Origin of the sequence: Streptomyces sp. NPDC052396 (assembly GCF_044593195.1) — a bacterium.
Lineage (GTDB): Bacteria > Actinomycetota > Actinomycetes > Streptomycetales > Streptomycetaceae > Streptomyces.
The window spans coordinates 606,221-630,858 of record NZ_JBIUAW010000001.1 but is presented as its reverse complement, the minus strand read 5'-3'; the positions used below and the strand labels follow the sequence as shown (position 1 = coordinate 630,858).

The following is a 24,638-nucleotide window of genomic DNA, read 5'->3' as shown; positions in this document are numbered from 1 at the left end:
ACCTGCCCGGTCTCCCTGATCGCCATTCTGGGAACGGCGTGAATTTAGCGGTCGCCAACGCCCCGATCGCCGCCTTCGCCCCGCATTCATCCGATCGTGTGAGGACAGATCAAAGACAGATCAAATAGGCACGGAAACCGCCAGCAGCCGATCTTGCGACGGACGCGCCCGCAGCGCTTTGGGACCGCCGCCGTACAGTGGCAGGGTTCGAGAAGGTTCGAAGAGGAGCTGCCGTGAGTGAGCTGCGCTTTGTCCACCTGGGCTTCGGGGCGGACGCCGTCGAGTACCAGGAGGCCTGGCAGGAGCAGCGAAGGGTGCACGCCGCTCGCTTCGCCGATGAGATTCCGGACACCTGTCTGCTGCTGGAGCACCCGGCGGTCTACACCGCGGGGCGGCGCACGGAGGACAGCGAGCGCCCCCTGGATGGGACCCCGGTGGTCGATGTCGACCGCGGCGGCAAGATCACCTGGCATGGCCCCGGCCAGCTGGTGGGCTACCCCATCCTCAAGCTGCCCCGCCCGGTGGATGTGATCGCGCATGTCCGGCGCCTGGAGGAAGCCCTGATCCGCGCCTGTGCCGAGCTGGGCGTGGAGACCACCCGGGTGGAGGGCCGCAGCGGAGTGTGGGTGCTCGGCGACCCGCTGGACCAGCGCCCCGCCATCCCCGGTCTCGACCTGGACTTCGACCCCCGGCTCGCCGACGAGGAGTTCGACCCCCGCCTCAACGGCCCTGAGTACGCGCCCTCCAACGCGGGCCAGCGCCGCGAGGACCGCAAGCTGGCCGCGATCGGCATCCGTATCGCCAAGGGCGTCTCCATGCATGGCTTCGCCCTCAACTGCAACCCGGACAACACCTGGTTCGACCGCATCGTGCCCTGCGGCATCCGGGACGCCGGTGTGACCTCGCTCTCCAGTGAGCTGGGCCGCGAGGTGACCGTCCACGAGGTGGCGCCGCTGCTGGAGAAGCACCTGCGGGCGGTCCTGGAGTCCGCGGAGCCGCTCCCCCGGGCGGTCTGATCCGCACGGGAATGCGCCCGGCACCTCACAGGTTCCCTCAGCGCAAGACGTACGAACAAACGGGCGTACCCTGGTGTCCGCCGACGAATCGAAGCCATAGGGAGCCGGAGTGTCTGCTGTCGCACCCGACGGACGCAAGATGCTGCGCTTGGAGGTCCGCAACAGCCAGACCCCCATCGAGCGCAAGCCCGAGTGGATCAAGACCCGCGCGAAGATGGGCCCGGAGTACCGGGAGCTCCATGGCCTGGTGAAGCGCGAGGGCCTCCACACGGTGTGCCAGGAGGCGGGCTGCCCCAACATCTATGAGTGCTGGGAGGACCGCGAGGCCACCTTCCTCATCGGCGGCGACCAGTGCACCCGGCGCTGCGACTTCTGCCAGATCGACACCGGCAAGCCCCAGGCCCTGGACCGCGACGAGCCGCGCCGGGTGGGTGAGTCCGTGGTCACCATGGACCTCAACTACGCCACCATCACCGGCGTCGCCCGCGACGACCTGGCGGACGGCGGCGCCTGGCTGTACGCCGAGACCGTGCGCCAGATCCACCGGCAGACCGCCGGCCGCGAGGGCGGCCACACCAAGGTCGAGCTGCTAGCCCCCGACTTCAACGCGGTGCCCGAGCTGCTCACCGAGGTCTTCGAGTCCCGCCCCGAGGTCTTCGCCCACAATGTGGAGACCGTCCCCCGGATCTTCAAGCGCATCCGCCCCGGCTTCCGCTACGAGCGCTCGCTTGAGGTGATCACCAAGGCCCGTGAGTTCGGCCTGGTCACCAAGTCCAACCTGATCCTGGGCATGGGCGAGACCCGTGAGGAGATCAGCGAGGCGCTGCAGGACCTGCATGACGCGGGCTGTGAGCTGATCACCATCACCCAGTACCTGCGCCCCTCCGTGCGCCACCACCCGGTGGAGCGCTGGGTCAAGCCGCAGGAGTTCGTGGAGCTCAAGGAGGAGGCCGAGGAGATCGGCTACGCCGGAGTGATGTCCGGCCCGCTGGTCCGCTCCTCCTACCGGGCCGGCCGCCTCTTCCAGCAGGCGGTCGAGAAGCGCGGCCAGGCCACGGTCTGATCCCGTTCGGAAGTCCATAAATGCCCTTGACGCGGCCCTCGCCACCGGCGGGGGCCGCGTCAACATTTCATAGTGTTTGACCAACAGGTCATCCATTGGTAACACCGTTCGGTAACGATGGAAGCACGCACCGCAGCACTGAGCGCTCCCCCACCTCTCTCCGCATCCGCTCTTTCCGCTTCCGAGGGGACACCGACATGCAGGCCGCGCCCGGCGACCCGACAACGGCGACAGCCACCCGCGCTCCGTCCGCACTGCCTTCCACCCTCTTCGTGCGGCCGCCCACGGTCGCCGGGGCGCTGCGTGCCCTCGAAGAGCTGCTGATGCGCCGGGGCCAGCGCACCGCCCGCCGCAACGCCTGGACGGCCGTACTGGAGGACCGCCGCCGCGCCCGGGACCGCCGGGAGGCGCAGCACCTGCTGGAGGCCGCGGCGGCCCCGGGCCCGCAGGCCACGTAAACTTCGCTTTATGGCGAGGAAGGAAACATCCGAGAACCCCGGGCGACTGAAGCAGATCGCCCTGACCTACAGGATGACCAAGAAGGTCGATTCCAAGGTCGGTCTTGTCGTCGCGGCTGTGGGCATTGTCACCTTCGGTGTCCTTCTCGCCATCGGCTTCTGGATCGATCACCCGATCTACCTGGGCATTCTGGGCTTCCTGCTGGCCTTCCTCGCGATGGCGATCGTCTTCGGGCGACGAGCCGAGCGAGCTGCCTTCGGGCAGATGGAGGGCCAGCCGGGAGCCGCCGCCGCGGTGCTGGAGAACGTCGGCCGCGGCTGGACGACCACCCCCGCGGTGGCCATGAACCGCAACCAGGACGTGGTGCACCGAGCCGTCGGCAAGGCCGGCATCGTGCTGGTCGGCGAGGGCAACCCCAACCGGGTCAAGGGCCTGCTGGCCGCCGAGAAGAAGCGGATGGCGCGCATCGTCGCGGATGTGCCCGTGCACGACATCGTGGTGGGTGACGGCGAGGGCCAGGTGCCGCTGAAGAAGCTGCGCACCACCCTGCTCAAGCTGCCCCGGGTGCTGCCCGGGCCGCAGGTCACCACGGTCAACGACCGGCTGCGCGCGCTGGGCGACCTGATGAGCAATATGCCGATTCCCAAGGGGCCGCTGCCCGGCAAGGGCATGCGGATGCCCAAGGGCCGCTGAGCGCGGAACCAACGAGCCAAAGGAGGGGCGGGACCGTTCAGCGGTCCCGCCCCTCCCCCATACGCACCATCGTCCCTCAGCCGCGTACCTGGACCGCCCGGGAGAGCCGGTCGTGCAGCCCCCGCGAGTCCCGGTCCCAGATCAGCGCCGGAAGGCCCAGGGCCAGCAGCACACTGCGCAGCACCGCCCGGGGGAACGGCAGCCGGCCGCCGGTCTCGCTGACCACCCGCAGGCCCAGCAGTCGCTTGCCGGGCGTACAGCCGACCGTGCCCACGGTCAGCAGGCTGAGCACCAGGAAGATCAACAGGGCCCAGTTGCTGGCCCGTTGCATATTGCCGCCGGCGAACAGCCCGAAGGCGATCAGCAGGCACAGGGCCCAGTCGATGAAAATCGCCCCGAACCGCCGGCCGAGCGGGGCGACGGAGCCCGGTCCGCTCTCCGGCAGTCCCAGGCGCTCGCCCCGGTAGCCGAACTCGACGCCCATCTGCTCCGCGGCCGCGCGGGGGCCGGAGAGCCACGAACCGATTGCTTGCCTTTTGTCCACCCGACAACGGTACTGCGACCGCATACGCTTCCCCGCTGCCGGGTCGCCCGCCCGCTGTCCTGACCACATTCCGGCCACGGCTCGCTTAACCTCGTCGAAACAAATGGGTCATGCCCGGGAAATCCGCTCTCTCTAGGGTCGGCCGCAGCACCACCGAAGCAATCCCCGACCGATGGTGGCCGGGCTAGGAGGGTTGGATGTTCCAGAACGCCGACGACGCGAAGAAGTTCATCGCGGACGAGGACGTCAAGTTCGTCGATGTACGGTTCTGCGACCTGCCGGGCGTCATGCAGCACTTCACCGTGCCGGCGGAGGCGTTCGACCCGACGGAGGAGCTGGCCTTCGACGGCTCGTCGATCCGTGGCTTCCAGGCCATCCACGAGTCCGACATGGCCCTGCGCGCCGACCTCTCCACGGCCCGCGTGGACCCGTTCCGCCGCGACAAGACCCTCAACATCAACTTCTTTATCCACGACCCGATCACCGGCGAGCAGTACAGCCGTGACCCGCGGAACGTGGCCAAGAAGGCCGAGGCGTACCTGGCCTCCACCGGTATCGCGGACACCGCGTTCTTCGGCCCCGAGGCCGAGTTCTACATCTTCGACAACGTCCGTTTCGAGACCACCGCCAACCGCTCGATCTACGAGATCGACTCCGAGGCCGGCGCCTGGAACACCGGCTCCGAGGTCAACAACCGCGGCTACAAGGTCCGTTACAAGGGCGGTTACTTCCCGGCCCCGCCGGTCGACCACTTCGCCGACCTGCGCGCCGAGATCTCCCTGGAGCTCAACAAGGCCGGCCTGCAGGTCGAGCGCCAGCACCACGAGGTCGGCACCGCCGGCCAGGCCGAGATCAACTACAAGTTCAACACCCTGCTCGCGGCCGCCGACGACCTGATGCTCTTCAAGTACATCGTGAAGAACGTCGCCTGGCGCAACGGCAAGACCGCCACCTTCATGCCCAAGCCGATCTTCGGTGACAACGGCTCCGGCATGCACGTCCACCAGTCCCTGTGGAGCGGCGGCGAGCCCCTCTTCTACGACGAGCAGGGCTACGCGGGCCTTTCCGACACCGCCCGCTACTACATCGGCGGCATCCTCAAGCACGCCCCCTCGCTGCTGGCCTTCACCAACCCCACGGTGAACTCCTACCACCGCCTGGTCCCCGGCTTCGAGGCCCCGGTCAACCTGGTCTACTCGCAGCGCAACCGCTCGGCCGCCATGCGCATCCCGATCACCGGCGCCAACCCCAAGGCCAAGCGCGTGGAGTTCCGCGCCCCGGACCCGTCCTCCAACCCCTACCTGGCGTTCTCGGCCCTCCTGCTGGCCGGCCTGGACGGCGTCAAGAACAAGATCGAGCCCGCCGAGCCCATCGACAAGGACCTCTACGAGCTCGCCCCCGAGGAGCACGCCGGCGTCCCCCAGGTCCCGACCTCCCTCCCCGCGGTCCTGGAGGCCCTGGAGGCGGACAACGAGTACCTGCAGGCCGGCGGCGTCTTCACCGCCGACCTGATCGAGACCTGGATCGACTACAAGCGCACCAACGAGATCGCGCCGATGCAGCTGCGGCCGCACCCGCACGAGTTCGAGCTGTATTTCGACATCTAAGTCGACGGTCGTCCGACGGGCTGCCGGTCACTCATGGAGTGGCCGGCAGCCCGTCGGCGTTGTGACTCGGTCTCCCGTAAGTAACCCGCATGATGATCGTGCCGTCGGTACGGCGTCCTCCAAGGAGTGCGCGCCGGCGCATCCACCCGGCCAGAACCCGAGGCCGCCCCGGCCCCCGCCCACCCCTACGATGACGTGGACGTATCAACGACGACACGCACCACAACAGGCACCACGGGGGAATTGCATGAGCTTCATGGACCGTCTACGCGGCGAGTTCATCGACATCATCGAATGGACCGACGACAGCCGGGACACCATCGTCTGGCGCTATCCGCGCTACGAGAACGAGATCAAGATGGGCGCCAAGCTCATCGTGCGCGAGTCGCAGGTTGCCGTTTTCGTCAACATGGGCCGGATCGCCGATGTCTTTGTGCCGGGCATGTACGAGCTGCAGACCGGGAACCTGCCGATCCTGTCGACCCTGCAGGGCTGGAAGTACGGCTTCCACGCGCCGTTCAAGGCAGAGGTCTACTTCATCACCACCCGGCAGTTCACGGACATGAAGTGGGGCACCCAGAACCCGGTCACGCTGCGCGACCCCGAGTTCGGCATGGTGCGGCTGCGGGCGTTCGGCGGGTATGCGGCGCGGGTCACCGACCCCGCCAGGCTGCTCACCGAACTCGCCGGCACCGACCCGCAGTTCCGTACCGAAGAGGTCGAGGACTACCTGCGGCAGCTGATAGTCGGGCGGCTCGGCGCGCTGCTGGGCAGTTCGGGCATTCCCGTGCTCGACCTCGCCGCGCGCCAGACCGAGCTGGGCGACCAGCTGGGCAAGGCGCTGACCGAGGAACTGGCGGCGTCGCACGGTATCTCGATCCCGAAGTTCGTCATCGAGAACATCTCGCTGCCGCCCGAGGTCGAGCAGGCCATCGACGCCCGCAGCCGGATGGGCATCATCGGGAACGTCGACAACTACGCCCGCATGCAGGCGGCGGACGCGGTCCGGGACGCGGCGAACAACCCCGGCGGCGCCGGGGAAGGCGTCGGCCTGGGGCTCGGCATGGCCGCCGGCCAGCAGATGGCGCAGGCGTTCATGCCCCAGCAGGCGTTCACGCCCCAGCAGCCTTACCCGCCCGCCGCCCCGGCACCCGGCGGTGCGGCCGTTCCGCCGCCGCTGCCCGGTCAGCAGCAGTACCAGTGGTACGTGGCCGTGGACGGACAGCAGCAGGGTCCCTACGACCAGGCGACGTTCACCGGACACATCCGCTCCGGAGCGGTACGGCCCGGCATGCTCGCCTGGCGGGAGGGCATGGCGGCCTGGCAGCCGCTGGAGCAGATTCCCGAGCTCGCCCAGCACCTCCGTGCCACTCCACCACCGCTGCCGCCGCAGGCGTGAACGACCGCCAGGATCCTGTGACCCCATGAACTATCAGCCACAGCAGCCGTATCAGCAGCCGCAGCCGCAGCAGCCCTATCAGCCTTACCAGCAGCCGCCCTATCAGCAGCCTTACCAACAACAGCCGTACCAGCAGCAGCAGTACCAGCAACAGCAGCCACAGGAACCCGCCCCGCAGCAGTCCTACGCCTGCCCCTCCTGCGGATCCACCGCCGAGTACGCCCCCGGCACCAACTCCCTCCGCTGCCCCCACTGCCGCTTCGAGCAGCCCATCGCCCCCGTCAACCGCGAGGTACGTGAGCACGCGTGGGAGGAGCTGGCGACGCTGCCGGCCAAACCCCGGGCGGCCGGCGGGCAGGTTCTGCGGTGCCCCGGCTGCGGCGCGTCCAACGAGACCAACGCCCTCTCCGGGCGCTGCCAGTTCTGCGCCACCCCCATGGTCGCCTCGGCCGCCGCCGACCGGATCGTGCCCGAGGGCCTGGTCCCGTTCCGGGTGGACAAGCAGGATGTGCACGACAACCTGCGCAAGTGGGCCCGCTCCCGCTGGTTCGCGCCGAACAGCCTGAAGAAGGTGAACTCGGCGGAGTCCCTGCATGGGACGTATGTGCCGCACTGGACGTACGACGCCGCGACCGCGTCCTCGTACAGCGGCGAGCGCGGCCAGGAGTACACCGTCGGGAGCGGCGACAACAAGGAGACCAAGGTCCGCTGGCGCCCGGTCCAGGGCACGGTCCAGCGGTTCTTCGACGACGTCCTCGTCCCCGGTGCCGGGCATGTCCCGGCCGACCGGCTGGAGGCGCTGGAGCCCTGGCCGCTGAAGCAGGCGGTGCCGTACCAGGAGGCGTATCTGGCCGGATTCCGGACTCTGCGGTACGACGTCGAGCCGGAGGCGGGTTTCCAGTGCGCCCAGCAGAAGATGGCCAAGGTCATCGAGAAGGACGTCAAGAAGGACATCGGCGGTGACCGGCAGCGGGTGCACGCGGTCAACACCAACTACGGGGCGGTGACATACAAGTTGCTGCTGCTGCCGGTGTGGTTCGTATCGTATGTCTACAACGGCAAGCAGTGGCAGGTCATGGTGAACGCCGAGACGGGCGAGATCACCGGTGACCGCCCCTACAGCCCCTGGAAGATCGCGTTCGCGGTCGCCCTGGTGGCGGTGCTGGTGACGCTCGCGGTCGTACTGGGCCGGCACCACCACCACTGAGGGCGCCACCGCCGGTTAACCGTCGGTTGACGTGCTCCCGGCTTGCGGGCCGGGGGCAGCCGGGGGCACGTCAACACGCGTGACCGGCCCACTCTGGACACCGGTCCCGCGCGTCGCCGGGCCGGCGTTCACCGTCCAGTGTCCGCCGGGCGGCAATCTGACCGCACCGCCCGTCACCGCCCCGGCACCTCCCCCGCCCGGTCCGCCGCGGCCCTGGCCAGGATCGCCGAGGAGCCGGCCACTGTCCCGGCCGGGCCCGCCGGACCCGGCTCGGTGAGCACCGTGCGTTCGCCGAGGAAGGCGTAGGTGGTCCGGTTGAAGATCCATTGGGTCTGCTGCCCGTGTGCCGTACGGGCGACGGCGATACCCTCGCGCCCGGCGGCGTCGACGGCCGTGCGGATCACGGTGACCCCGGGGATCTTCGCGGCGGCCCGGTAGAGGGCGGCGCTGACCTTCGGCGGTGCCCAGGTCTCGGCGAGCAGGTCGCCGATCGTGGTGAAGACCTGCTGGTCCGGGTCCTGGCCCCGGCCGCGGGTCTGTTCCCGGATCAGCCGCAGCAGGGCGTCGGGGTCGGTGGGCAGGGACGCGACATAGGTGTGGGTCGGGTTGCCGGCCGACGGGGCCTTCGCTCCCGGGCCGGCCGGCCGGGGGGTCGCCCCGGGACCGTCGAGGAGGTAGACGGGCGCGTCGGCGCCGAGCGGGGTGTCCGGCCCGCCCGCCTCGCGCAGCAGGCCGGGACGGCTGCCGTCGGCGGACAGCCACACCTGCCGCAGGTGGGCCGGGGGCACGGTCGCGGAGCCTCCGGCGGCGCTGCCCGCGGCGTAGGCGACCTGGCTCTCGACGTATACGAACTGGTCGGCGCGGACGGCCGGTTGGGGCGCCCTGGCGGCGGCGAGCGCGATGTGGTCCAGGAGCCGTGCCGTTTCGGGCACGCCGGGGGAGCCGCCGTCCGTGACGGCCGTGCCGCGGTCATGACGGGGCGAGTCCGCGAGGTTCACCACCACGAGCCCGCCGGCCACCAGGGTGCAGACGGCGATGGGCACCGCGAGCCGCAGCAGCGGCCGGCGGGGGCGCGCGATGGCCGCTTCGGGGCGCGCGGCCTCACGCAACAGCGCTTCCCTGAGCAGCCGTTCACGCCCGGGCTCCAGGCCGGGCACCGATGGAGGCGGCAACAGCTCGGCGAGGCCGGGCAGTTCGGCGTCCTCGGGCCGGCGGAACGGACGGCGCCGCGGGGTGGTGTTCATCCGTTGTTCTCCTGGGTCGACGGCTTGGCCACGGGGACGCGGCCCGGAACCGGAGTGCGGCCGGCGGGCCGCGAGCGGGCGGCCCGCGCCTCGGCGTCGGCGAGCTCGCGCAGCCGGGCCCGGGCACGGGACAGCCGGGAACGGACCGTGCCGACCGGCACGCCCAGCGCCTCGGCCGCCGCCGCGTAGTCCAGGCCCGCCCACACCACCAGGGTGAAGACCTCCCGGTCGCGGCGGCGCAGCCGGCCCAGCGCGGCATGCGCGGCGCGCAGTTGCTCGGTGTCCGTGAGGTGGGCGACAAGGTCATCGGCGAAGTCGGGAACCGAACCGCGCTCCGGAACGCGGGCGAGCGCGAACTCGCGGCGCCGGCGCGCCCGGGCGGCGCGGCGCATCACATTGGTGGCGATGCCCAGCAGCCAGGGGCGCAGCCCGGCCCCGTCGGGCCGTACCTTCTCCCGGCCGCGCCACGCCTCCAGGAAGGTCGCCGACACGACGTCCTCGGCCTCCGCCCAGTCGCCCGTCACCCGCAGCGCATAGCGGTACAGCACCTGGGCGTGCTCGTCGTACAGCTCCCCCAGGGCGTCGCGGTCCCCGCGGCGGAAGCGCTCCCTCATCAGTGAATCCACACTCCGCTCTGCCACTTCCGGCACATGGGTTCCGGTGATGTGGGCCACATGCCGCCCCCGCCCGCCCCGGATGTGACCTGGCTCACGGGAACTCCGGCGCCCGGCGGCGCAGTGCAGATCATGAACATTTCCTCCGCACCCCGCCGGAACACCCTCCGGACCCTGACGCTCCTGGCCGCCCTGGCCGGCGGCGCGCTGCCCGCGGGGCTGCCCGCGGCTCAGGCCGCCGGGCCCGCCACCTACACCCTCACCATCCGGCACCTCGACCGCGCCGGGCACCCGACGGGGTCCTACGCGACCAGCGTGACCGGGATCTCCGGGCCGGGTGCCAACCGGTCGGCCACACCGTACGACGCCTCGGGGACCACCACCGTGCGCCTGCCCAAGGGCCGCTATCTGCTGGACAGTTATCTGACCGGCCGCAGTGCCGCGGACGGCACGGACTGGGTGGTCCGGCCGCGCCTCGACCTCGACCATGACACCACCGTCACCGTCGACGCGCGGACCACCGCCCCGGTCGACGTACGGCCGCCGGACCGCTCCGCGGGCTTCCTCCAGGGCGCGATGTTCGTCCAGGTCACCCATGGCGGCACCACCCGGGTCGTCAACCGGCTCACCGGCCGGCCCAATCTGCGCGTCGCCCACCAGGGCCCCGCCACCGAGCCCGGATCGGTGAAGCAGTGGTACGACGCGTACTGGACGACCGACCGCTCGACCTACGCGCTCGGGTACACCATCACCGGCACCCGCGCCCTGACCGGACTCACCCGGCACCCCGCCGCCAAGGACCTGGCCACCTTGCGGGTCCGGGGCGGTGCCCGGCCGGGCACCGACGGGATGGCCTCCGTCGATGTGCAGCCCAGCACCGGCCCGACCATCGGCGCCTCGCGGCGGCTGCCGGTCCCGGGCACCACCGATTTCCTGGTGACGCCCGGACGCGGCACCTGGGACCTCACCTACTGGACCCCTGGGACGCCCTCGCACCGCTCCACCGCCGACCGCATCGCGGTACGCGCCGGTGCCACGGCCACCTACGGCTTCGACGGCGCCGGCCGGGGCAAGTGATCCGCCGGTAAGGGCAGGACCGGGTGCGGGCGGGCGCGGAGCCGTTGGGGGCCGACCCCAGGCCCCGTACCCGGGCACGGGCACGGTACCGGCGCCCCTGGCCTCCCCTCCACCCCCGTGGTTGCCTGGAAGCAGAGGCCGGCGCCGCGGGCGCCCTCCGCGGCGCCCCGCAGGAGGGAGCCGTCATGGCCGCCACCGTCAACCGCGGCGAGATCGAGGCCGACATCAAGCAGACCCTGGGCCTGGTGCCGCACTTCTTCTCCCACATCCCCACCGAGCTGCTCGGCCCCGAGTGGGAGATCTTCAAGAAGCTGGAGCTGGGCGAGACGCTGATCCCCAACAAGTACAAGGAGCTGATCGGCGTCGGCCTGCACGCCGAGACCAAGTGCAGGTACTGCAGCCTGTTCCACACCGAGGCCGCCCGGCTCTTCGGTGCCACCGACGAGGAGATCCAGGAGGCCGTCCACTACGCCAAGGCCAGCCTCGGCTGGAGCGCCTACATCAACGGCATGCAGGAGGACTACGAGAACTTCGCCGCCGAGCTGGCACAGGTCACCGACTATGTGCGGGCGCAGGCGAGTTGACCCATGGAGCTGGAGCGGGTGCGTCCGGCGGTGTTCCGGGCCACCTTCCACACCTATGAGCTGGCGGCCCTGATCGCCGCCGCCCGCTATGTCGCGCAGACGGCGCCCGAGGACGTACCGGAGGAGTCCCTGGCACAGCTGCGCCGGCTGCTGGAGGTCTACGACCGTCGGGTACGCGACCTGGCGCCGCCCGCCTAGGCCGTACACCGCGCGTACCGCGGTACGCACACGGTGCACGGCCCGGGCGGCGGAACGGTCAGATCAGCGACCGCACCAGCCGGCAGGTGGTCTCGGACGGCCGGTGCACCCCGATCTGCTCGGCGACCAGCCGTATCCGCCGGTCGGTGGCCCGGTCGGGGGTGTAGACGCCGGAGTGCAGCAGGGCGATGGCCAGCCGCATGGCCTTGAGCCGCCGGTTGTGCGACTCGTACCAGTCACGCGGCTGCCCGGCGGGCATGCGCTTCTTGGGCAGGGTGGGAAGGGTCGGCAGGTTCGGCAGGGGTATTGCTGCCACAGCCATCGGCATCCTCCAGACGCGGTGGTGCACGCTTGCTCAACTCCCCCCATTTTACTGCGGAGCACTGACAATCGCCCCAGCTCAGACGGTATTTGGCGGAGGTGCGCGGTACCGTTGCGGGCATGGAGATCTGGATCAACCCGGCCTGTTCCAAGTGCCGGAGCGCACTGTCCCTGCTGGACGCCGAGGGCGCGGACTACACCGTCCGCCGCTACCTGGACGAGGTGCCGAGCGCGGAGGAGATCCGCGCCGTGCTCGACCGCCTGGGCCTGGAGCCCTGGGACATCACCCGCACCCAGGAGGCGGCGGCCAAGGAGCTGGGCCTGAAGGACTGGCCCCGCGAGGCGGGCGAGCGGGACCGCTGGGTCCAGGCCCTGGCCGAGCACCCCAAGCTGATCCAGCGCCCGATCATCACCGCCGACGACGGCTCGGCGGTGGTGGGGCGCTCCGAGGAGGCGGTGCGGGAGGCGATGTCCCGGTCGCGTAGTTGATCACCACTCGTCCTAGGGCCGGGGCCGGCGACGGGTCCCGCCGGTCCCGCCAAGGTTCCGTATCAACAGTTCAGGGGGCTGCTGCCGGGCCGGGCCGCATGTTTCAATAGGGGGCATGGCCAGCCTCCAGAACTCCGCGAAGGGTCACAGCGACCTCGAGCCCTTCTGGCCTTCCCGCCAGCATCATGACTTCGACCGAGTGTGTTGTCGCGCGTCCCTCGCGCAGGCCCACTCCTCTCGCTGACCCCCGTCGAAGTCAGCCGCCGGTACGGATTACCGGCCAACGGCCCGCGCCAGCACGTCTTCTCGACGGCCTCCCGCGCGAAAGAGCTGAGCTCTCCATGACGAACCTCCGCACCCTGCCGACCGTTGCGCCCGCCGACCGTGCCGCCCACCGGCACCGGCTGCGAGCGGTCTCCCCCGGCGAGGTCCCCCCGGTCGCCGAGCTGCTGCACCCCGGGGCCACCTGGCTGCCCGCCCCGCAGCACTCCGTCCCCGCCCTGCCCGGCCGGCCGCCGATGGTCGGCTACCTGGTGCTGGTGCCGGCCGAGCAGTCCGTCCCCGAGCCCGCCGGCCGGGGGGACGCCCTGGTGAGCATCGACCCCGAGCAGCGCATCGCCAGGGTGGCCGGGCGGCTGCTGGACCTGACCTATCTGGAGTTCGAGCTGCTTGCCCATCTGGTGGCCCACCCCAACCGGGTGCACACCCGCGACCAGCTGGTCACCACGGTCTGGGGCTATGGCCATGTGGGCGACGGCCGCACCGTGGACGTCCATGTGGCCCGGCTGCGCCGCAAGATGGGACCGGAGCACCGCTCCTCGATCGTCACCGTGCGGCGGGTCGGCTACAAGTACACCCCGCCGGCCGCCTCCTGACCGCCGCCCCAGGGGTGTCGCTGGGTACACCCGCACCCTGGGGCTGCACCCCGTGACCCTCCAGCCAAGATCACGCACACTGGTGTTCCGGGAAACGGGGGGCACGGGCCCTCCGGCATGGTTTGGGGAGGGCTCCGTGAAGAGGATCCGTGAGGCGGGTATGGCCGCCGCACGCGGCCTGTGGCTGTCGGTCTACGGTGAGATCGGGGCGATCCTCGTGTACACCTTCGCCGTGGTGGCCATCTCCCTGATCCCGGTGGGGATCGGCATCCTGGCCACCCCGGTCGCGCTCAGGGCGGTACGCGCCTTCGCCGGGCAGCGCCGGGCCCAGGCCAGGGCGTGGTCGGGGGTAGACATCCCCTCCCCCTACCTGCCGCTGCCGGCCCGGCGCGGGAGTTGGGTTGCGCACCAGGCGGAGCTGTGCTGGGCCCTGCTCAGGGACAAGGCCACCTGGCGCGACCTGCAATGGCTGCTGGTGGACATGACCGCCGGCTATCTGCTGGCCGTGCTCAGCGTGACCGGCTTCCTCTACACCCTCTGGGGGCCGGTGCTGGCCCTGGGCGTCTGGAAGCCGATCGTGGACCACGGCGGCAACAACTGGTTCCTGTTCGTCCATGTCACCGGCCAGACCAGCGCCAACTTCGCGGCAGCGCTGGGTGTTTCGCTCGGCGTCCTCGGCATCTTCGTCAACCCCGCCCTGCTGCGGGCCGACTTCCGGCTCGCCAAGTGGCTGCTCGCCCCCACCCCGGAGCGGGCACTGGCCCAGCGGGTGGAGCGGCTGACCGAGACCCGGCATGACGCGGTGGACACCTCGGCCGCCGAACTGCGCCGCATCGAGCGCGACTTGCACGACGGCGCCCAGGCCCGGCTGGTGGCCGTGGGCATGAGCCTGGGCACCGTGGAGGCGCTGATCGAAAAGGACCCGGCCAAGGCTCGGCAGCTGCTGACCGCCGCCCGGGCCACCTCCGCCGAGGCCCTCAGCGAACTGCGCGACCTGGTGCGCGGCATCCACCCGCCGGTGCTGGCCGAACGCGGCTTCGGCGACGCGGTACGGGCGCTGGCGCTGCGCCTGCCACTGCCGGCCGAGGTGGATGTCCAGTTGCCGGGACGCCCCGCCGAACCGGTGGAGGCCGCCGCCTACTTCGCGGTCAGCGAGCTGCTCGCCAATGCCGTCAAGCACTCCGGCGCGGAGCGGCTCTGGCTGGAAGCCACGCATGCGGACGGCATGCTGCGCGTCACCGTCACCGACAACGGGCACGGCGGCGCGGACATCAAGGCGGGCACCGGGCTGGTCGGGGTGGAACGCCGCCTGGGCGCCTTCGACGGTGTCCTGGCCATCAGCAGCCCGCCGGGCGGCCCGACCATGGCCACCATCGAGATCCCCTGCACACTCACCGCCCGCACCTGACACAGTGGTTGCATGACCTCAGAACTCGTCACCCTGCTCGGCCTCCAGCCGCATGTCGAGGGCGGATGGTTCCGCGAGAGCTGGCGCACCGCCGCCACCGCCGATCCCGAGGGCTATCCGGGCGGCCGGGCCTATGCGACCGGCATCTATTTCCTGCTGCACCCCGGGGAGTCCTCCCGCTGGCACCGGGTCCGCTCCGACGAGGTGTGGCTGTGGCACCGGGGCGGCCCGCTGCGTCTGCGGCTGGGGGGCGACGGGGACCGCCCCGGCGACCCCGTCGAGATCACCCTGGGGCCGGGGGTGGAGCAGGGGGAGCGCCCCCAGTTCGTCATCCCCGGCGGGACCTGGCAGGCGGCGGAACCGGCGGGCGGCGAGCCGGTGTTGGTGACCTGTGTGGTCGCCCCCGGCTTCCACTTCGAGGACTTCGAACTCGACGAACGCTGACGGCCGTAGCCGAAGGCCGTAGCCGACGACCGATAGCGGGCGGCTGATAGGGGACGATGGGGCGACCGTCCCTTCCAGCCCGGAGCCCCCTGTGCGCGTAGTCCTTGCCGAAGACCTTTTCCTGTTGCGCGACGGACTCGTGCGCCTGCTGGAGGCGTACGACTTCGAGATAGCCGCCGCGGTGGAGAGCGGTCCGGAGCTCAGCCGGGCGCTGGCCGAACTGCGCCCGGATGTGGCCGTGGTGGACGTCCGGCTGCCGCCCTCCTTCACCGACGAGGGCCTGCAGTGCGCCCTGGCCGCCCGCCGCGCCGTCCCCGGCCTGCCGGTGCTGGTGCTCTCCCAGCATGTGGAGCAGCTCTACGCCCAGGAGTTGCTGGCCGACGGCAGCGGCGGGGTGGGCTATCTGCTCAAGGACCGGGTCTTCGACGCCGAGCAGTTCATCGACGCGGTGCGGCGGGTGGCCGCCGGTGGCACGGCCATGGATCCGCAGGTCATCTCCCAGCTGCTGACCCGCCGTTCACAGGACGCCCCGATGGCCCGGCTGACGCCGCGCGAGCGCGAGGTGATCGAGCTGATGGCCCAGGGCCGTTCCAACACCGCCATCGCCGCCCAACTGGTGGTCACCGAACGGGCGGTGGCCAAGCACACCTCGAATATCTTCGCCAAGCTCGGCCTGGAGCCCTCCGATGACGACAACCGCCGGGTGCTGGCGGTGCTGGCCTATCTGGACCGGGGCTGACCGGTGGCCGGCCGGGGCCGAACCCGGGCTGAACGGGGCCCCGGTGCTTCCTGGTCGCGGGTTCCGCTAGCCTTCGCCACAATAAAACTGAAAAGCGGAACAAAACCATAGAAAAACCATAAAAAGCGCCCGGCAAGGGAGATGCGCTCATGCCGCAGTTCGAGGCCTCAACCATCAGCAACCTCCGCGACCTCGGCGGTGTCGCGCTGCGCGGCAATTCCGCCGTACGGCCCGGCCTGCTGTTGCGTTCCGGGGCGCTGGACCGGCTGGACACGGCGGCCGACCCGGCCGTGGCGGCGCTGGGCATCCGCACCGTGGTCGATCTGCGCACCGAGCACGAGCGGCGGGAGCGGCCGGACCGGCTGCCGGCCGGGGCCCGGCTGATCGTCGCCGATGTCCTGCCGGACGGCGTCGCGGGCGAGGCGGTGCCGCCGACCCTGGCCTCGGTGCTGGGCAGCCCCCTCGCGGCCGAGGAGCACCTGGGCGGCGGCAAGGCGGAGAAGCTGATGTGCGAGTCCTACCGCGCCTTTGTCACCTCCGAGGCCGCCTGCCGGGCGTACGGCCTGCTGCTGTCCGCCCTCGCCGAGCCGGACTGCGGCCCGGTGCTGTTCCACTGCACGGCGGGCAAGGACCGCACCGGCTGGGCGGCCACCGTGCTGCTGCTGTTGCTGGGCGCGGACGAGGCCACCGCGGAGCGGGAGTACCTGGCGGTCGTGCCCGCGGTAAGGCTCGCCTTCGCTCCGCTGCTGGACCGCTTCCTGGCGGCCGGCGGCGACCCGGCCATCGCGGACGCGGTCTTCGGGGTGCGGCCCGCCTACCTGGCCTCGGCCCTGGAGGAGATGCGGCACCACTACGGCTCGGTGGAGGGCTATGTCCGCCTGGGCCTGGGCCTGCGGGGCGCGGCGGTGGACCGCATCCGGGCCCGCTGCGTGGCCTGAGCCGAGGCATGACCCCTGGCCCGGGTCATGACCTGATCCCTCGCCCCCAGGGGTGAGGTGACCATCCCACCATTCACTCGTTCTACGGACGTGTCCCTTTCCCTCGTCGATGTCGAGCAGGCCGAGGCCGCGCTGATCGAGCACTACCCGCGCCTGGTCCGTCTCGGGTATCTCGTCCTGCCGCCGACCCTGGGCCGCAATCGCCGGGTGCTCACCGCCCACGCCCTGGTGCAGCGCGCCCTGCCGCGCAACCAGGTGGACGCCCCCGAGCAGCCCGTCGTCCCCTCCCCCCGCGACCCCGACGACCCCGGTTACACCTATGTCCGCCAGCGGGTGCTCAAGGCGGCGCTGGCGGCCGCCCGTCCCCGCCGGCGCTGGCAGCCGCCCAGGCAGCTGCCGTCGGTGCTGCCCCAGGTGTGGGGCCTGCGATTGTTCCCGCGCTCCGGCGGGGCCGATGAACTCGCCCTGGACCAGGCGCTGTCCACCCTTTCCGCGCCCGCCCGCGCGGCCTTTGTACTGCGCGCCCTGGAGGTGCCCACCGACCGCGAGGTGCGGCAGCTGCTGGCCGCCGCCGGGGTGGACGATCCCGGCGCGGCGCTGGCCGAGGCCCAGGGCGTGCGCACCCCGCCGGGCAGCCGGGACGCCTGCCTGCTGGAGTCGGTGGAGTTCGACGCCTGCACCCTCCAGGCCCGGCCCACCGATCTGATGCGCCGCCGCCAGCACAGCCGGGCGATCGCGGCGGCGGTGGCCGCAGTGGCCGTCTGCGGGGTGCTGATCGCCCTGCCCGGCGACGGCTGGGGTCCCGGCGGCGCCGCCGCACCGCCCTACGCCCGTAATGCCGCCATCCAACAGGCCCTGGATCCCGGCGAGTTGACCCGTGCGTCCGCCACCGCCTGGAGCCATGCCGACCGCCCCGGCTTCGCCAGCTGGCCCGCCCGGGGCAGCCGGTCGGACGACCAGGGGCTGCTGCGCCGGGCGCTGGCCGTCTGGGCCAACCCGGGCAGCCGGGTCCAGGTCACCGCCACCCCCGGCACCCCCTCCGGCCCGGCCGCCGGCCCCCCGCAGCTGCTCTACGCGGGCGAGGTGGACTCGGCGGTGATCGTGCTGTTCCACGACGGGCTGCGCGTGGTGCGCTATGCCGAGGCCAGGAGCGGCGACACCTCCGCCGCCGCGCTGGACTTCGCCCGTACCGACGCCGCGGACGCCGACACCGCCGGCGCCGTGGTGGTCAGCCGCACCGATGGCAACGTCCGTTTCCTGACCGCCCCTTGGGTGCCCTCGGCCGCCACCCGCGATCTGCTCAACCCCACCGGCGAGGCGCAGCCGCTGCACCAGGGCCCCGATGGCATCACCGACCCGGTGCCCAGCCCCGCCGCGGCCGGCACCTGCCACAGCTGGCCCGCCCTCCAGCTGGGCAGCCGGCTGGTGACCGACCTGGGCGAGCTGGTCCCGGCCCGGCTCACCACCGGCACCCCCACCGCCGTCCATGATGTCAACTCCCCTGCGGCACGGGCCGCTTGGGCACATACCGCCTGCCATCTGCAGACCATGCGCTCCCAGGGGATGCGCTCGGTCAACATCTGGCCGTACGCCGGCCAGCAGTTGCCCGGCCCGGCGGGCGAGGCGCAGTGGTACTGCACCCGGGGCGAGACCTGGCGCGGAGCGGGCAGCCGGGTGCTGGCCCAGTTCCAGGCGCCGGACCTCCGCCCGGGAACGCCCGCCGCGATGGTGGCGCATGCCTCCGACTCCCCCGCCTGCGGCGCCCATGACCCGCATGTGCTGGCCGGGGCGCTGTGGAAGTCCCCGGCGGGCAAGTGGTTCGCGCTGGGCGCCGGCAGTGAGGATGTCACCACCATCACCGCCACCGGTGGCGCGCATGGCGCCGTGCAGGGCCCCGTGATGGCGCTGCCCGCGTCGGCGGGCGCCCATGTGCAGCTCGGCGCCCGGCTGCCCGGCGGACGCAGACTCGCCACCCTCAAGTGAGCCCCGGCCGCCCCGGGTCCCGCCCCAAGTCCCGCCCCGGCAAAGGCCGCTGAGGTCCGGAGTCTAGGATGCCCCCATGACGACCGGGGCCCGCCGCAGGATGGGTGTCGAGCAGCGCCGTGAGCAACTGATCGCGGTGGCACTGGAGCTGTTCGGCCGCCGCTCCCCCGAGTCCGTCTCCATCGATGACATCGCCACCGCGGCCGGGATATCCCGGCCGCTGGTCTATCACTACTTCGCCGGGAAGCCGGACCTGTACCAGGCGGCGCTGCGCCGGGCGGCGGACGAGCTGACCGCGCTGTTCGCCGAACCCTGCGAAGGGACGCCGGGCGAACGGCTGTCCCTGCTGACCAGCCGCTTCTTCGACTTCGCGGAGGCGCATGGCGCCGGGCTGTCCGCGCTGCGCCGGGCCACCGCGGCGGAGCGCCTGCTGGAGGAGGTGCGGCACACCGCGTACCGGCGGCTGCTGGACCGGCTGGAGATCCCGGCACCCAGCGCCCGGCTGGAGGTGGCGCTGCGGTCCTGGCTCTCCCAGCTGGAGACCACCGCCCTGCTCTGGCTGGATGGACGCCATATCCCGCGCCAGGAACTGGAGTTGCAGCTGGTGCAGGGCTTTGCCGCGCTGACGGCGGTGAGCGCGGCGCATGACGACGGCATGGCCGCGCTGCTGCGTGATCTGCTGGCCAAGGAGCCCCAAGACACCCCCTTCGGCCGGCTGGCCGCCCGGCTGGCACCCCTCGCCATCGGCTGACACCGGTCCCGCCAACGGGTCCCGAAAGTTTCTTGCAAACCCTTTCGCAAGAGATTTCAGACTGTTAACTTCCTCCTCAGCCCGGGCCGCCCGCCCCACCAGGACGGCCTTCGTGAAGAGGAGATCCGTATGCGAAGAGGCATATCGGTCGCCGCCGTCGTCGGTGTGCTGGCCCTGACCGCTACCGCCTGTGGGGGTGACGGGGGCGGCGGCAGTGACGGCGCCAAGGCGGCGAGCGACCCGGGCAGTGTCACCGGCACCGTCACCTGGTGGGACACCTCGGACGCCACCAATGAGGCACCCGCCTTCAAGAAGCTGGTCAAGGACTTCGAGGCCAAGTACCCCAAGATCAAGGTGGATTACGTCAACGTCCCCTTCGACCAGGCCCAGCAGAAGTTCAAGACGGCCGCCGCCACCGGCCAGGGCGCCCCGGACGTACTGCGTGCCGATGTCGGCTGGACGCCGGGCTTCGCCCAGCTCGGCTATCTCAAGGACCTCACCGGCACCCCGGCGCTGGACAGGACCGATGACTTCCTGCCCGGCCCGCTGAAGAACGCCGCCTTCCAGGGCAAGACCTATGGCGTCCCCCAGGTCACCGACACCCTGGGCCTGTTGTGGAACAAGGACCTGTTCGCCAAGGCCGGCGTCGACAAGCCCCCGGCCACCTGGCAGGAGGTCAAGGACGTCGCCAAGAAGATCAAGGACAAGACCGGCGCCGACGGCCTGGGGCTCAACCCGGACGCCTACTACTCGCTGCCCTTCCTCTACGGGGAGAACAGCGACATGGTGGACGTGGACAAGAAGCAGATCACCCTCGCCGACGCCGCCTCCCGCAAGGGCGTCGAAACCGCCGTCGACCTGATCAAGTCCGGTGCCGCGCCCAAGCCCGCCGGCACCGACGGCTACAACACCCTCAAGACCGACTTCAAGAACGGCAAGCTGTCGATGCTGATCGACGGCCCCTGGGCGACCAAGGAGCTCTTCGGCGGGGACGCCTTCAAGCAGCGCGGCAACCTGGGCATCGCCCCGGTCCCGGCCGGTTCCACCGGCACCGCGGGTGCGCCGGTGGGCGGCCACAACCTGGTGGTCTACGCCGGGTCGAAGAACTTCGACGCCACCTACCTCTTCGTCCGCTTTATGACCGACACCGCCCAGGAGGAGGCGGCCTCCAACGCCATTGGAGTGCTGCCCACCCGCAAGTCCGCCTACAGCGCCCAGGTTCTCGCCGACCCGGTCCGCAAGTCCTTCCGCGATGCGCTGGACAAGGCCCACCTGCGTCCCCAACTGGCCCAGGGCGGCGACCTGTTCACCGACTGGCTCAAGCACTGGACCCAGATCCTGACGCTGCGCGAGGAGCCCAAGGACGGGCTGGACGCCACCGCCAAGGCGTGGAAGTCCACGCTGCTCAAGGACTACTCGGTCCAGGAGTAGCCAGCAGATGACCACCGTCGCCGAAACCACCGCGCGCCCCGGCCTGTTCCGCCGGGCCAGGCGCTCCTTCGACACCCACTGGTACGCCTGGGCCATGGTCCTGCCGGTGGTCCTGGTCCTGGCCGTCCTGGTCGGCTACCCGCTGGGCCGGGGCATCTATCTGTCCTTCACCGACGCCAATGAGGCCAATGTCGGCCGCACCATCGGCGTCAACCACATCCCGTCCACCTACAAGTTCGTGGGACTGGACAACTACTGGCGGGTGCTCTCCGGCCAGGAGGGCCACTTCTACGGGCGGCTGGGCTGGACGGTGCTGTGGACCGCGTCCTGTGTGCTCCTCCACTACGCCCTCGGTCTGGGGCTGGCCCTGCTGCTCAACCGCAAGGTGCGCTTCCGCGCGCTGTACCGGGTGCTGCTGATCCTGCCCTGGGCGGTGCCCGCCTTTGTGGCCACCTTCTCCTGGCGGCTGATGTTCAACGAGAAGTACGGCGTGTTCAACACCCTGCTGGCCAAGCTGGGCGTGGGCACGGTGGACTGGCTGGGGGACTCCACCCTGCAGAAGATGTCGGCGGTGGCGGTGAATGTCTGGCTGGGCGTGCCCTTCATGATGGTGGCCATCCTGGGCGGACTCCAGGCGATTCCGGCCGAGTTGCACGAGGCAGCCGAGATGGACGGGGCCTCGTCCTGGCAGCGGTTCCGCCATGTGACCCTGCCCGGGCTGCGGCCGGTGAGCGGCACGGTGATCCTGCTGGGCACCATCTGGACGTTCAATATGTTCCAGGTGATCTTCCTGCTGATCGGCGCGGGCGCGGACTCGGACAGCGAGATCCTGGTGACCTACGCCTACCGGCTCGCCTTCCAGGGCATCCGCGACTACGCGGGCTCGGCGACCTACGGCATTCTGATCCTCTCCCTGCTGCTGGTGTTCGCGGTCTTCTACCGCCGGACGCTGGCCCGTCAGGAGGCCACCCGATGACCGCACGCCCGAACGCACGCCCTCGCGGGGAGCGGTCCCGGGGCGCCTCGGTGGCCCTGCACACCACCCTGATCGCCGCCTCGGCCATCTCCGTCTTCCCGGTGCTGTTCATCCTCTTTGTCTCGCTGCGCGGCCGCGACGGCTGGCAGCAGCCCACCCGGCTGACCGGCTTCAGCCTCGCCAACTACCGCCATATCCTGGGCCAGACCGAGTTCCTCACCTGGTTCGGCAACTCGGTGGTGGTGGCGCTGGGCGCCACAGTGGTGGGCGTGCTGATCGCGGCCACCGCCGGCTACGCCGTGTCCCGGATGCGCTTCCCCGGCCACCGGCCGCTGATGTGGATCTTCCTGGTGGTGCAGATGTTCCCGATCGCGGTGCTGATCGTGCCGCTCTACAACATCCTGGGACAGCTGCGACTCCTGGACAGCTACACCGGGTTGATCCTCACCTACTGCTCGACCTCGGTCCCGTTCTGCGCCTGGATGCTCAAGGGCTACTTCGACTCCATACCCGCCGAGATCGACGAGGCGGGCCGGGTCGACGGGCTCTCCCCCTTCGGCACCTTCTGGCGGCTGGTCCTGCCGCTGGCCCGGCCGGGCCTGGCGGTCACCGGCTTCTACTCCTTCATCACCGCCTGGGGCGAAGTCGCCTTCGCCAGCCAGTTCATGAGCAGCGAGAAGCACTACACGCTGGCCGTGGGCCTGCAGACCTTTGTCGGCCAGCAGAAGGCGGAGTGGGGTCTGATGACCGCCGCGGCGGTCCTGATCACCGTCCCCGCCGGGATCGTCTTCTTCATCGCACAACGGCATCTGGTAGCCGGCCTGACAGCCGGCGGCACCAAGGGCTGACATCGGGTTGTGGGCAGTCGTTCCGCAGGGCGGAACGGGTGGGCACAACCCGCCACCGGGCCGCACCCGGCGCCGAAACCCCAAGCATCCACGAACAGGAGCCCCGTGACCCACCCGGCAACAGCGCCCTCCATCACCAGCACCCCCGCGGGCAGCGCCTGGTGGCGCGACGCCGTCATCTACCAGATCTACGTCCGGTCCTTCGCGGACAGCGACGGCGACGGCGTCGGCGACCTGCCTGGCATCCGGCAACGGCTGCCCTACCTCGCCGAGCTCGGCGTGGACGCCGTCTGGCTGACCCCCTTCTACGCCTCCCCGCAGGCCGACGGCGGCTATGACGTCGCCGACTACCGCACCGTGGACCCGCTGTTCGGCGATCTCCCGGACGCCGACGACCTGGTCCGCGAGGCACACCGGCTGGGCCTGCGGGTGATCGTGGACATCGTGCCCAACCACACCTCCGACCAGCACTCCTGGTTCAAGGCGGCGCTGGCCGGCCCCGCCGCGGCCGAGCGGGCCCGCTACCACTTCCGTCCCGGCCGGGGCGAGAACGGTGAACTGCCGCCCAACGACTGGGAGTCGGTCTTCGGCGGCCCCGCCTGGACCCGTACCGCCGACGGCCAGTGGTACCTCCACCTGTTCGCGCCCCAGCAGCCGGACCTCAACTGGGACCACCCCGAGGTGCGGGCGGAGTTCGACTCGGTGCTGCGGTTCTGGCTGGACCTGGGGGTGGACGGCTTCCGGATCGATGTGGCGCACGGCATGGTCAAGGCCCCCGGACTGCCCGACATCGGCCGCAAGGAACAGGCCAAACTCATCGGCTCCCAGGTGCTGCCGTTCTTCGACCAGGACGGGGTGCACGAGATCCACCGCTCCTGGCGCCGGCTGCTGGACTCCTACCCCGGCGAGCGCATCGGAGTGGCCGAGGCCTGGGCCCCCGACGCGGACCGGCTGGCCCGCTATGTCCGCCCGGACGAGCTGCACCAGGCGTTCAACTTCCACTTCCTGACCTGCGACTGGGGCGCCGCGCCCATGCGTGCGGTCATCGAGGAGTCGCTGGCCGCCACCGGCTCGGTGGGCGCCCCCGCCACCTGGGTGCTGTCCAACCATGATGTGGTCCGCCACCCCACCCGCTACGGCGGCGGCGACCGGGGCGAGCGCCGGGCCCGGGCGGCCGCGCTGCTGATGCTGGCGCTGCCCGGCTCCGCCTATGTCTACCAGGGCGAGGAGCTGGGCCTGCCGGAGGTCACCGACCTGCCGGACGAGGTGCGCCAGGACCCGGCGTTCTTCCGCGGGGACGGCCAGGACGGCACCCGGGACGGCTGCCGGGTCCCGCTGCCCTGGTCCGGGGAGAGCGCCCCCTATGGCTTCGGCCCGGGCGGCAGTTGGCTGCCCCAGCCCGACTCCTGGCGCGAGCTGTCGGTGGCCGCCCAGTCCGGCGACCCGCGCTCGGTCCTGGAGCTCTACCGCTCCGCGCTGGCCCTGCGCCGCCGGCTGCCCGGCCTCGGCGACGGCGAGCTGACCTGGCTGGACGCCCCCGAGGGAGTACTGGCCTTCGCCCGCCCCGGCTTTGTCTGCACCCTCAACACCACCGGCACCGAGGCCGAACTGCCCGTCCCGGGGCGCCCGGTGCTGGCCAGCACGGCCCTGGAGTTCACCGGCGGCGCGGTGCGGCTGCCCGCCGACTCCTGCGTCTGGTGGGAACTCTGACATGCGACCGGTACAGTCAC

Annotated in this window: 26 protein-coding genes and 1 pseudogene; 23 read left to right on the top strand and 4 right to left on the bottom strand. The window is 71.2% G+C overall.

All coding sequences use genetic code 11. From position 1 onward, the window contains the following. Positions 1-233: 233 nt before the first annotated feature. The 4 genes from lipB (at position 234) to ACIHFE_RS03115 (ending at position 3,231) form a co-directional block, all read left to right on the top strand. The gene (lipB, locus tag ACIHFE_RS03130; RefSeq protein ID WP_400103983.1) at positions 234-1,016 is read left to right on the top strand and encodes a lipoyl(octanoyl) transferase LipB; all 783 of its coding nucleotides are present in this window, start codon (positions 234-236) and stop codon (positions 1,014-1,016) included. Between the two features lie 109 nt (positions 1,017-1,125). Then, the gene (gene lipA / locus ACIHFE_RS03125) at positions 1,126-2,079 is read left to right on the top strand and encodes a lipoyl synthase (protein WP_400103981.1); all 954 of its coding nucleotides are present in this window, start codon (positions 1,126-1,128) and stop codon (positions 2,077-2,079) included. Between the two features lie 197 nt (positions 2,080-2,276). Then, entirely contained in the window at positions 2,277-2,537 is a 261-nt protein-coding gene (locus tag ACIHFE_RS03120; RefSeq protein WP_400103979.1) for a hypothetical protein, read from the top strand. A 10-nt stretch (positions 2,538-2,547) separates the two neighbouring features. Next, on the top strand, positions 2,548-3,231 hold the full coding sequence (locus ACIHFE_RS03115; RefSeq protein WP_400103978.1) for a DUF4191 domain-containing protein: 684 nt from the start codon (positions 2,548-2,550) through the stop codon (positions 3,229-3,231). Positions 3,232-3,307: 76 nt separating this feature from the next. Here ACIHFE_RS03115 and ACIHFE_RS03110 read toward each other — a convergent pair whose 3' ends face one another. Further along, complete coding sequence (locus tag ACIHFE_RS03110) at positions 3,308-3,775, bottom strand: RDD family protein (protein ID WP_400103976.1); 468 nt, start codon at positions 3,773-3,775, stop codon at positions 3,308-3,310. A gap of 197 nt (positions 3,776-3,972) precedes the next feature. Between ACIHFE_RS03110 and glnA the strand changes: the two genes are divergently transcribed. The 4 genes and pseudogenes from glnA to ACIHFE_RS03090 form a co-directional block, all read left to right on the top strand. Then, positions 3,973-5,382, top strand: a complete 1,410-nt coding sequence (gene glnA, locus ACIHFE_RS03105; protein WP_400103974.1) for a type I glutamate--ammonia ligase — start codon at positions 3,973-3,975, stop codon at positions 5,380-5,382. Between the two features lie 256 nt (positions 5,383-5,638). Beyond that, positions 5,639-6,781: an SPFH domain-containing protein gene (locus tag ACIHFE_RS03100; protein ID WP_400103972.1), complete on the top strand. Its 1,143-nt coding sequence runs from the start codon at positions 5,639-5,641 to the stop codon at positions 6,779-6,781. Between the two features lie 25 nt (positions 6,782-6,806). Then, entirely contained in the window at positions 6,807-7,988 is a 1,182-nt protein-coding gene (locus tag ACIHFE_RS03095; protein WP_400103970.1) for a hypothetical protein, read from the top strand. A gap of 88 nt (positions 7,989-8,076) precedes the next feature. Further along, a pseudogene (locus tag ACIHFE_RS03090) lies at positions 8,077-8,148 on the top strand (RraA family protein); the annotation flags it as partial. A gap of 13 nt (positions 8,149-8,161) precedes the next feature. Here the strand turns inward: ACIHFE_RS03090 and ACIHFE_RS03085 are convergent. Together ACIHFE_RS03085 and ACIHFE_RS03080 are read right to left on the bottom strand one after the other, a co-directional pair. Further along, positions 8,162-9,232: a CU044_5270 family protein gene (locus ACIHFE_RS03085; RefSeq protein WP_400103968.1), complete on the bottom strand. Its 1,071-nt coding sequence runs from the start codon at positions 9,230-9,232 to the stop codon at positions 8,162-8,164. Next, positions 9,229-9,846 (bottom strand): RNA polymerase sigma factor, encoded by a 618-nt coding sequence (locus ACIHFE_RS03080; RefSeq protein WP_400103966.1) that lies wholly within the window; start codon positions 9,844-9,846, stop codon positions 9,229-9,231. The genes ACIHFE_RS03085 and ACIHFE_RS03080 overlap by 4 nt, the downstream gene beginning before the upstream one ends. Positions 9,847-9,978: 132 nt before the next feature. Here ACIHFE_RS03080 and ACIHFE_RS03075 point away from each other — a divergent pair, with 132 nt between their 5' ends. The 3 genes from ACIHFE_RS03075 (at position 9,979) to ACIHFE_RS03065 (ending at position 11,705) form a co-directional block, all read left to right on the top strand. Further along, entirely contained in the window at positions 9,979-10,923 is a 945-nt protein-coding gene (locus tag ACIHFE_RS03075) for a hypothetical protein (RefSeq protein WP_400103964.1), read from the top strand. Between the two features lie 185 nt (positions 10,924-11,108). After that, on the top strand, positions 11,109-11,507 hold the full coding sequence (locus tag ACIHFE_RS03070) for a carboxymuconolactone decarboxylase family protein (RefSeq protein ID WP_400103962.1): 399 nt from the start codon (positions 11,109-11,111) through the stop codon (positions 11,505-11,507). Positions 11,508-11,510: 3 nt separating this feature from the next. Continuing rightward, positions 11,511-11,705, top strand: coding sequence for a hypothetical protein (locus tag ACIHFE_RS03065; protein ID WP_400103960.1), 195 nt, complete (start codon positions 11,511-11,513; stop codon positions 11,703-11,705). 58 nt (positions 11,706-11,763) lie between these two features. Here ACIHFE_RS03065 and ACIHFE_RS03060 read toward each other — a convergent pair whose 3' ends face one another. Further along, positions 11,764-12,027: a hypothetical protein gene (locus tag ACIHFE_RS03060; protein ID WP_400103958.1), complete on the bottom strand. Its 264-nt coding sequence runs from the start codon at positions 12,025-12,027 to the stop codon at positions 11,764-11,766. A gap of 119 nt (positions 12,028-12,146) precedes the next feature. Between ACIHFE_RS03060 and ACIHFE_RS03055 the strand changes: the two genes are divergently transcribed. The 12 genes from ACIHFE_RS03055 (at position 12,147) to ACIHFE_RS03000 (ending at position 24,618) form a co-directional block, all read left to right on the top strand. Next, the gene (locus ACIHFE_RS03055; protein ID WP_400103956.1) at positions 12,147-12,515 is read left to right on the top strand and encodes an arsenate reductase family protein; all 369 of its coding nucleotides are present in this window, start codon (positions 12,147-12,149) and stop codon (positions 12,513-12,515) included. A gap of 341 nt (positions 12,516-12,856) precedes the next feature. Continuing rightward, positions 12,857-13,390: a winged helix-turn-helix domain-containing protein gene (locus tag ACIHFE_RS03050; protein WP_400103954.1), complete on the top strand. Its 534-nt coding sequence runs from the start codon at positions 12,857-12,859 to the stop codon at positions 13,388-13,390. Positions 13,391-13,550: 160 nt separating this feature from the next. Continuing rightward, entirely contained in the window at positions 13,551-14,798 is a 1,248-nt protein-coding gene (locus ACIHFE_RS03045; protein ID WP_400104399.1) for a sensor histidine kinase, read from the top strand. 12 nt (positions 14,799-14,810) lie between these two features. Continuing rightward, positions 14,811-15,242, top strand: a complete 432-nt coding sequence (locus tag ACIHFE_RS03040; RefSeq protein ID WP_400103952.1) for a cupin domain-containing protein — start codon at positions 14,811-14,813, stop codon at positions 15,240-15,242. A gap of 91 nt (positions 15,243-15,333) precedes the next feature. Continuing rightward, a complete protein-coding gene (locus tag ACIHFE_RS03035) occupies positions 15,334-15,981 on the top strand; it encodes a LuxR C-terminal-related transcriptional regulator (protein ID WP_400103950.1) in 648 nt (215 codons plus the stop codon). A gap of 149 nt (positions 15,982-16,130) precedes the next feature. Further along, on the top strand, positions 16,131-16,919 hold the full coding sequence (locus tag ACIHFE_RS03030) for a tyrosine-protein phosphatase (RefSeq protein WP_400103948.1): 789 nt from the start codon (positions 16,131-16,133) through the stop codon (positions 16,917-16,919). A 90-nt stretch (positions 16,920-17,009) separates the two neighbouring features. Next, the gene (locus ACIHFE_RS03025) at positions 17,010-18,902 is read left to right on the top strand and encodes a hypothetical protein (RefSeq protein WP_400103946.1); all 1,893 of its coding nucleotides are present in this window, start codon (positions 17,010-17,012) and stop codon (positions 18,900-18,902) included. A 76-nt stretch (positions 18,903-18,978) separates the two neighbouring features. Beyond that, positions 18,979-19,653, top strand: a complete 675-nt coding sequence (locus ACIHFE_RS03020; RefSeq protein ID WP_400103944.1) for a TetR/AcrR family transcriptional regulator — start codon at positions 18,979-18,981, stop codon at positions 19,651-19,653. A 129-nt stretch (positions 19,654-19,782) separates the two neighbouring features. Beyond that, positions 19,783-21,084 (top strand): extracellular solute-binding protein, encoded by a 1,302-nt coding sequence (locus ACIHFE_RS03015; protein WP_400103942.1) that lies wholly within the window; start codon positions 19,783-19,785, stop codon positions 21,082-21,084. 7 nt (positions 21,085-21,091) lie between these two features. After that, on the top strand, positions 21,092-22,060 hold the full coding sequence (locus ACIHFE_RS03010; protein WP_400103940.1) for a carbohydrate ABC transporter permease: 969 nt from the start codon (positions 21,092-21,094) through the stop codon (positions 22,058-22,060). Further along, positions 22,057-22,908 (top strand): sugar ABC transporter permease, encoded by an 852-nt coding sequence (locus ACIHFE_RS03005; RefSeq protein WP_400103938.1) that lies wholly within the window; start codon positions 22,057-22,059, stop codon positions 22,906-22,908. Before ACIHFE_RS03010 ends, ACIHFE_RS03005 begins: the two co-directional genes overlap by 4 nt. 105 nt (positions 22,909-23,013) lie before the next feature. After that, entirely contained in the window at positions 23,014-24,618 is a 1,605-nt protein-coding gene (locus ACIHFE_RS03000) for a glycoside hydrolase family 13 protein (protein ID WP_400103936.1), read from the top strand. Positions 24,619-24,638: the final 20 nt, after the last annotated feature.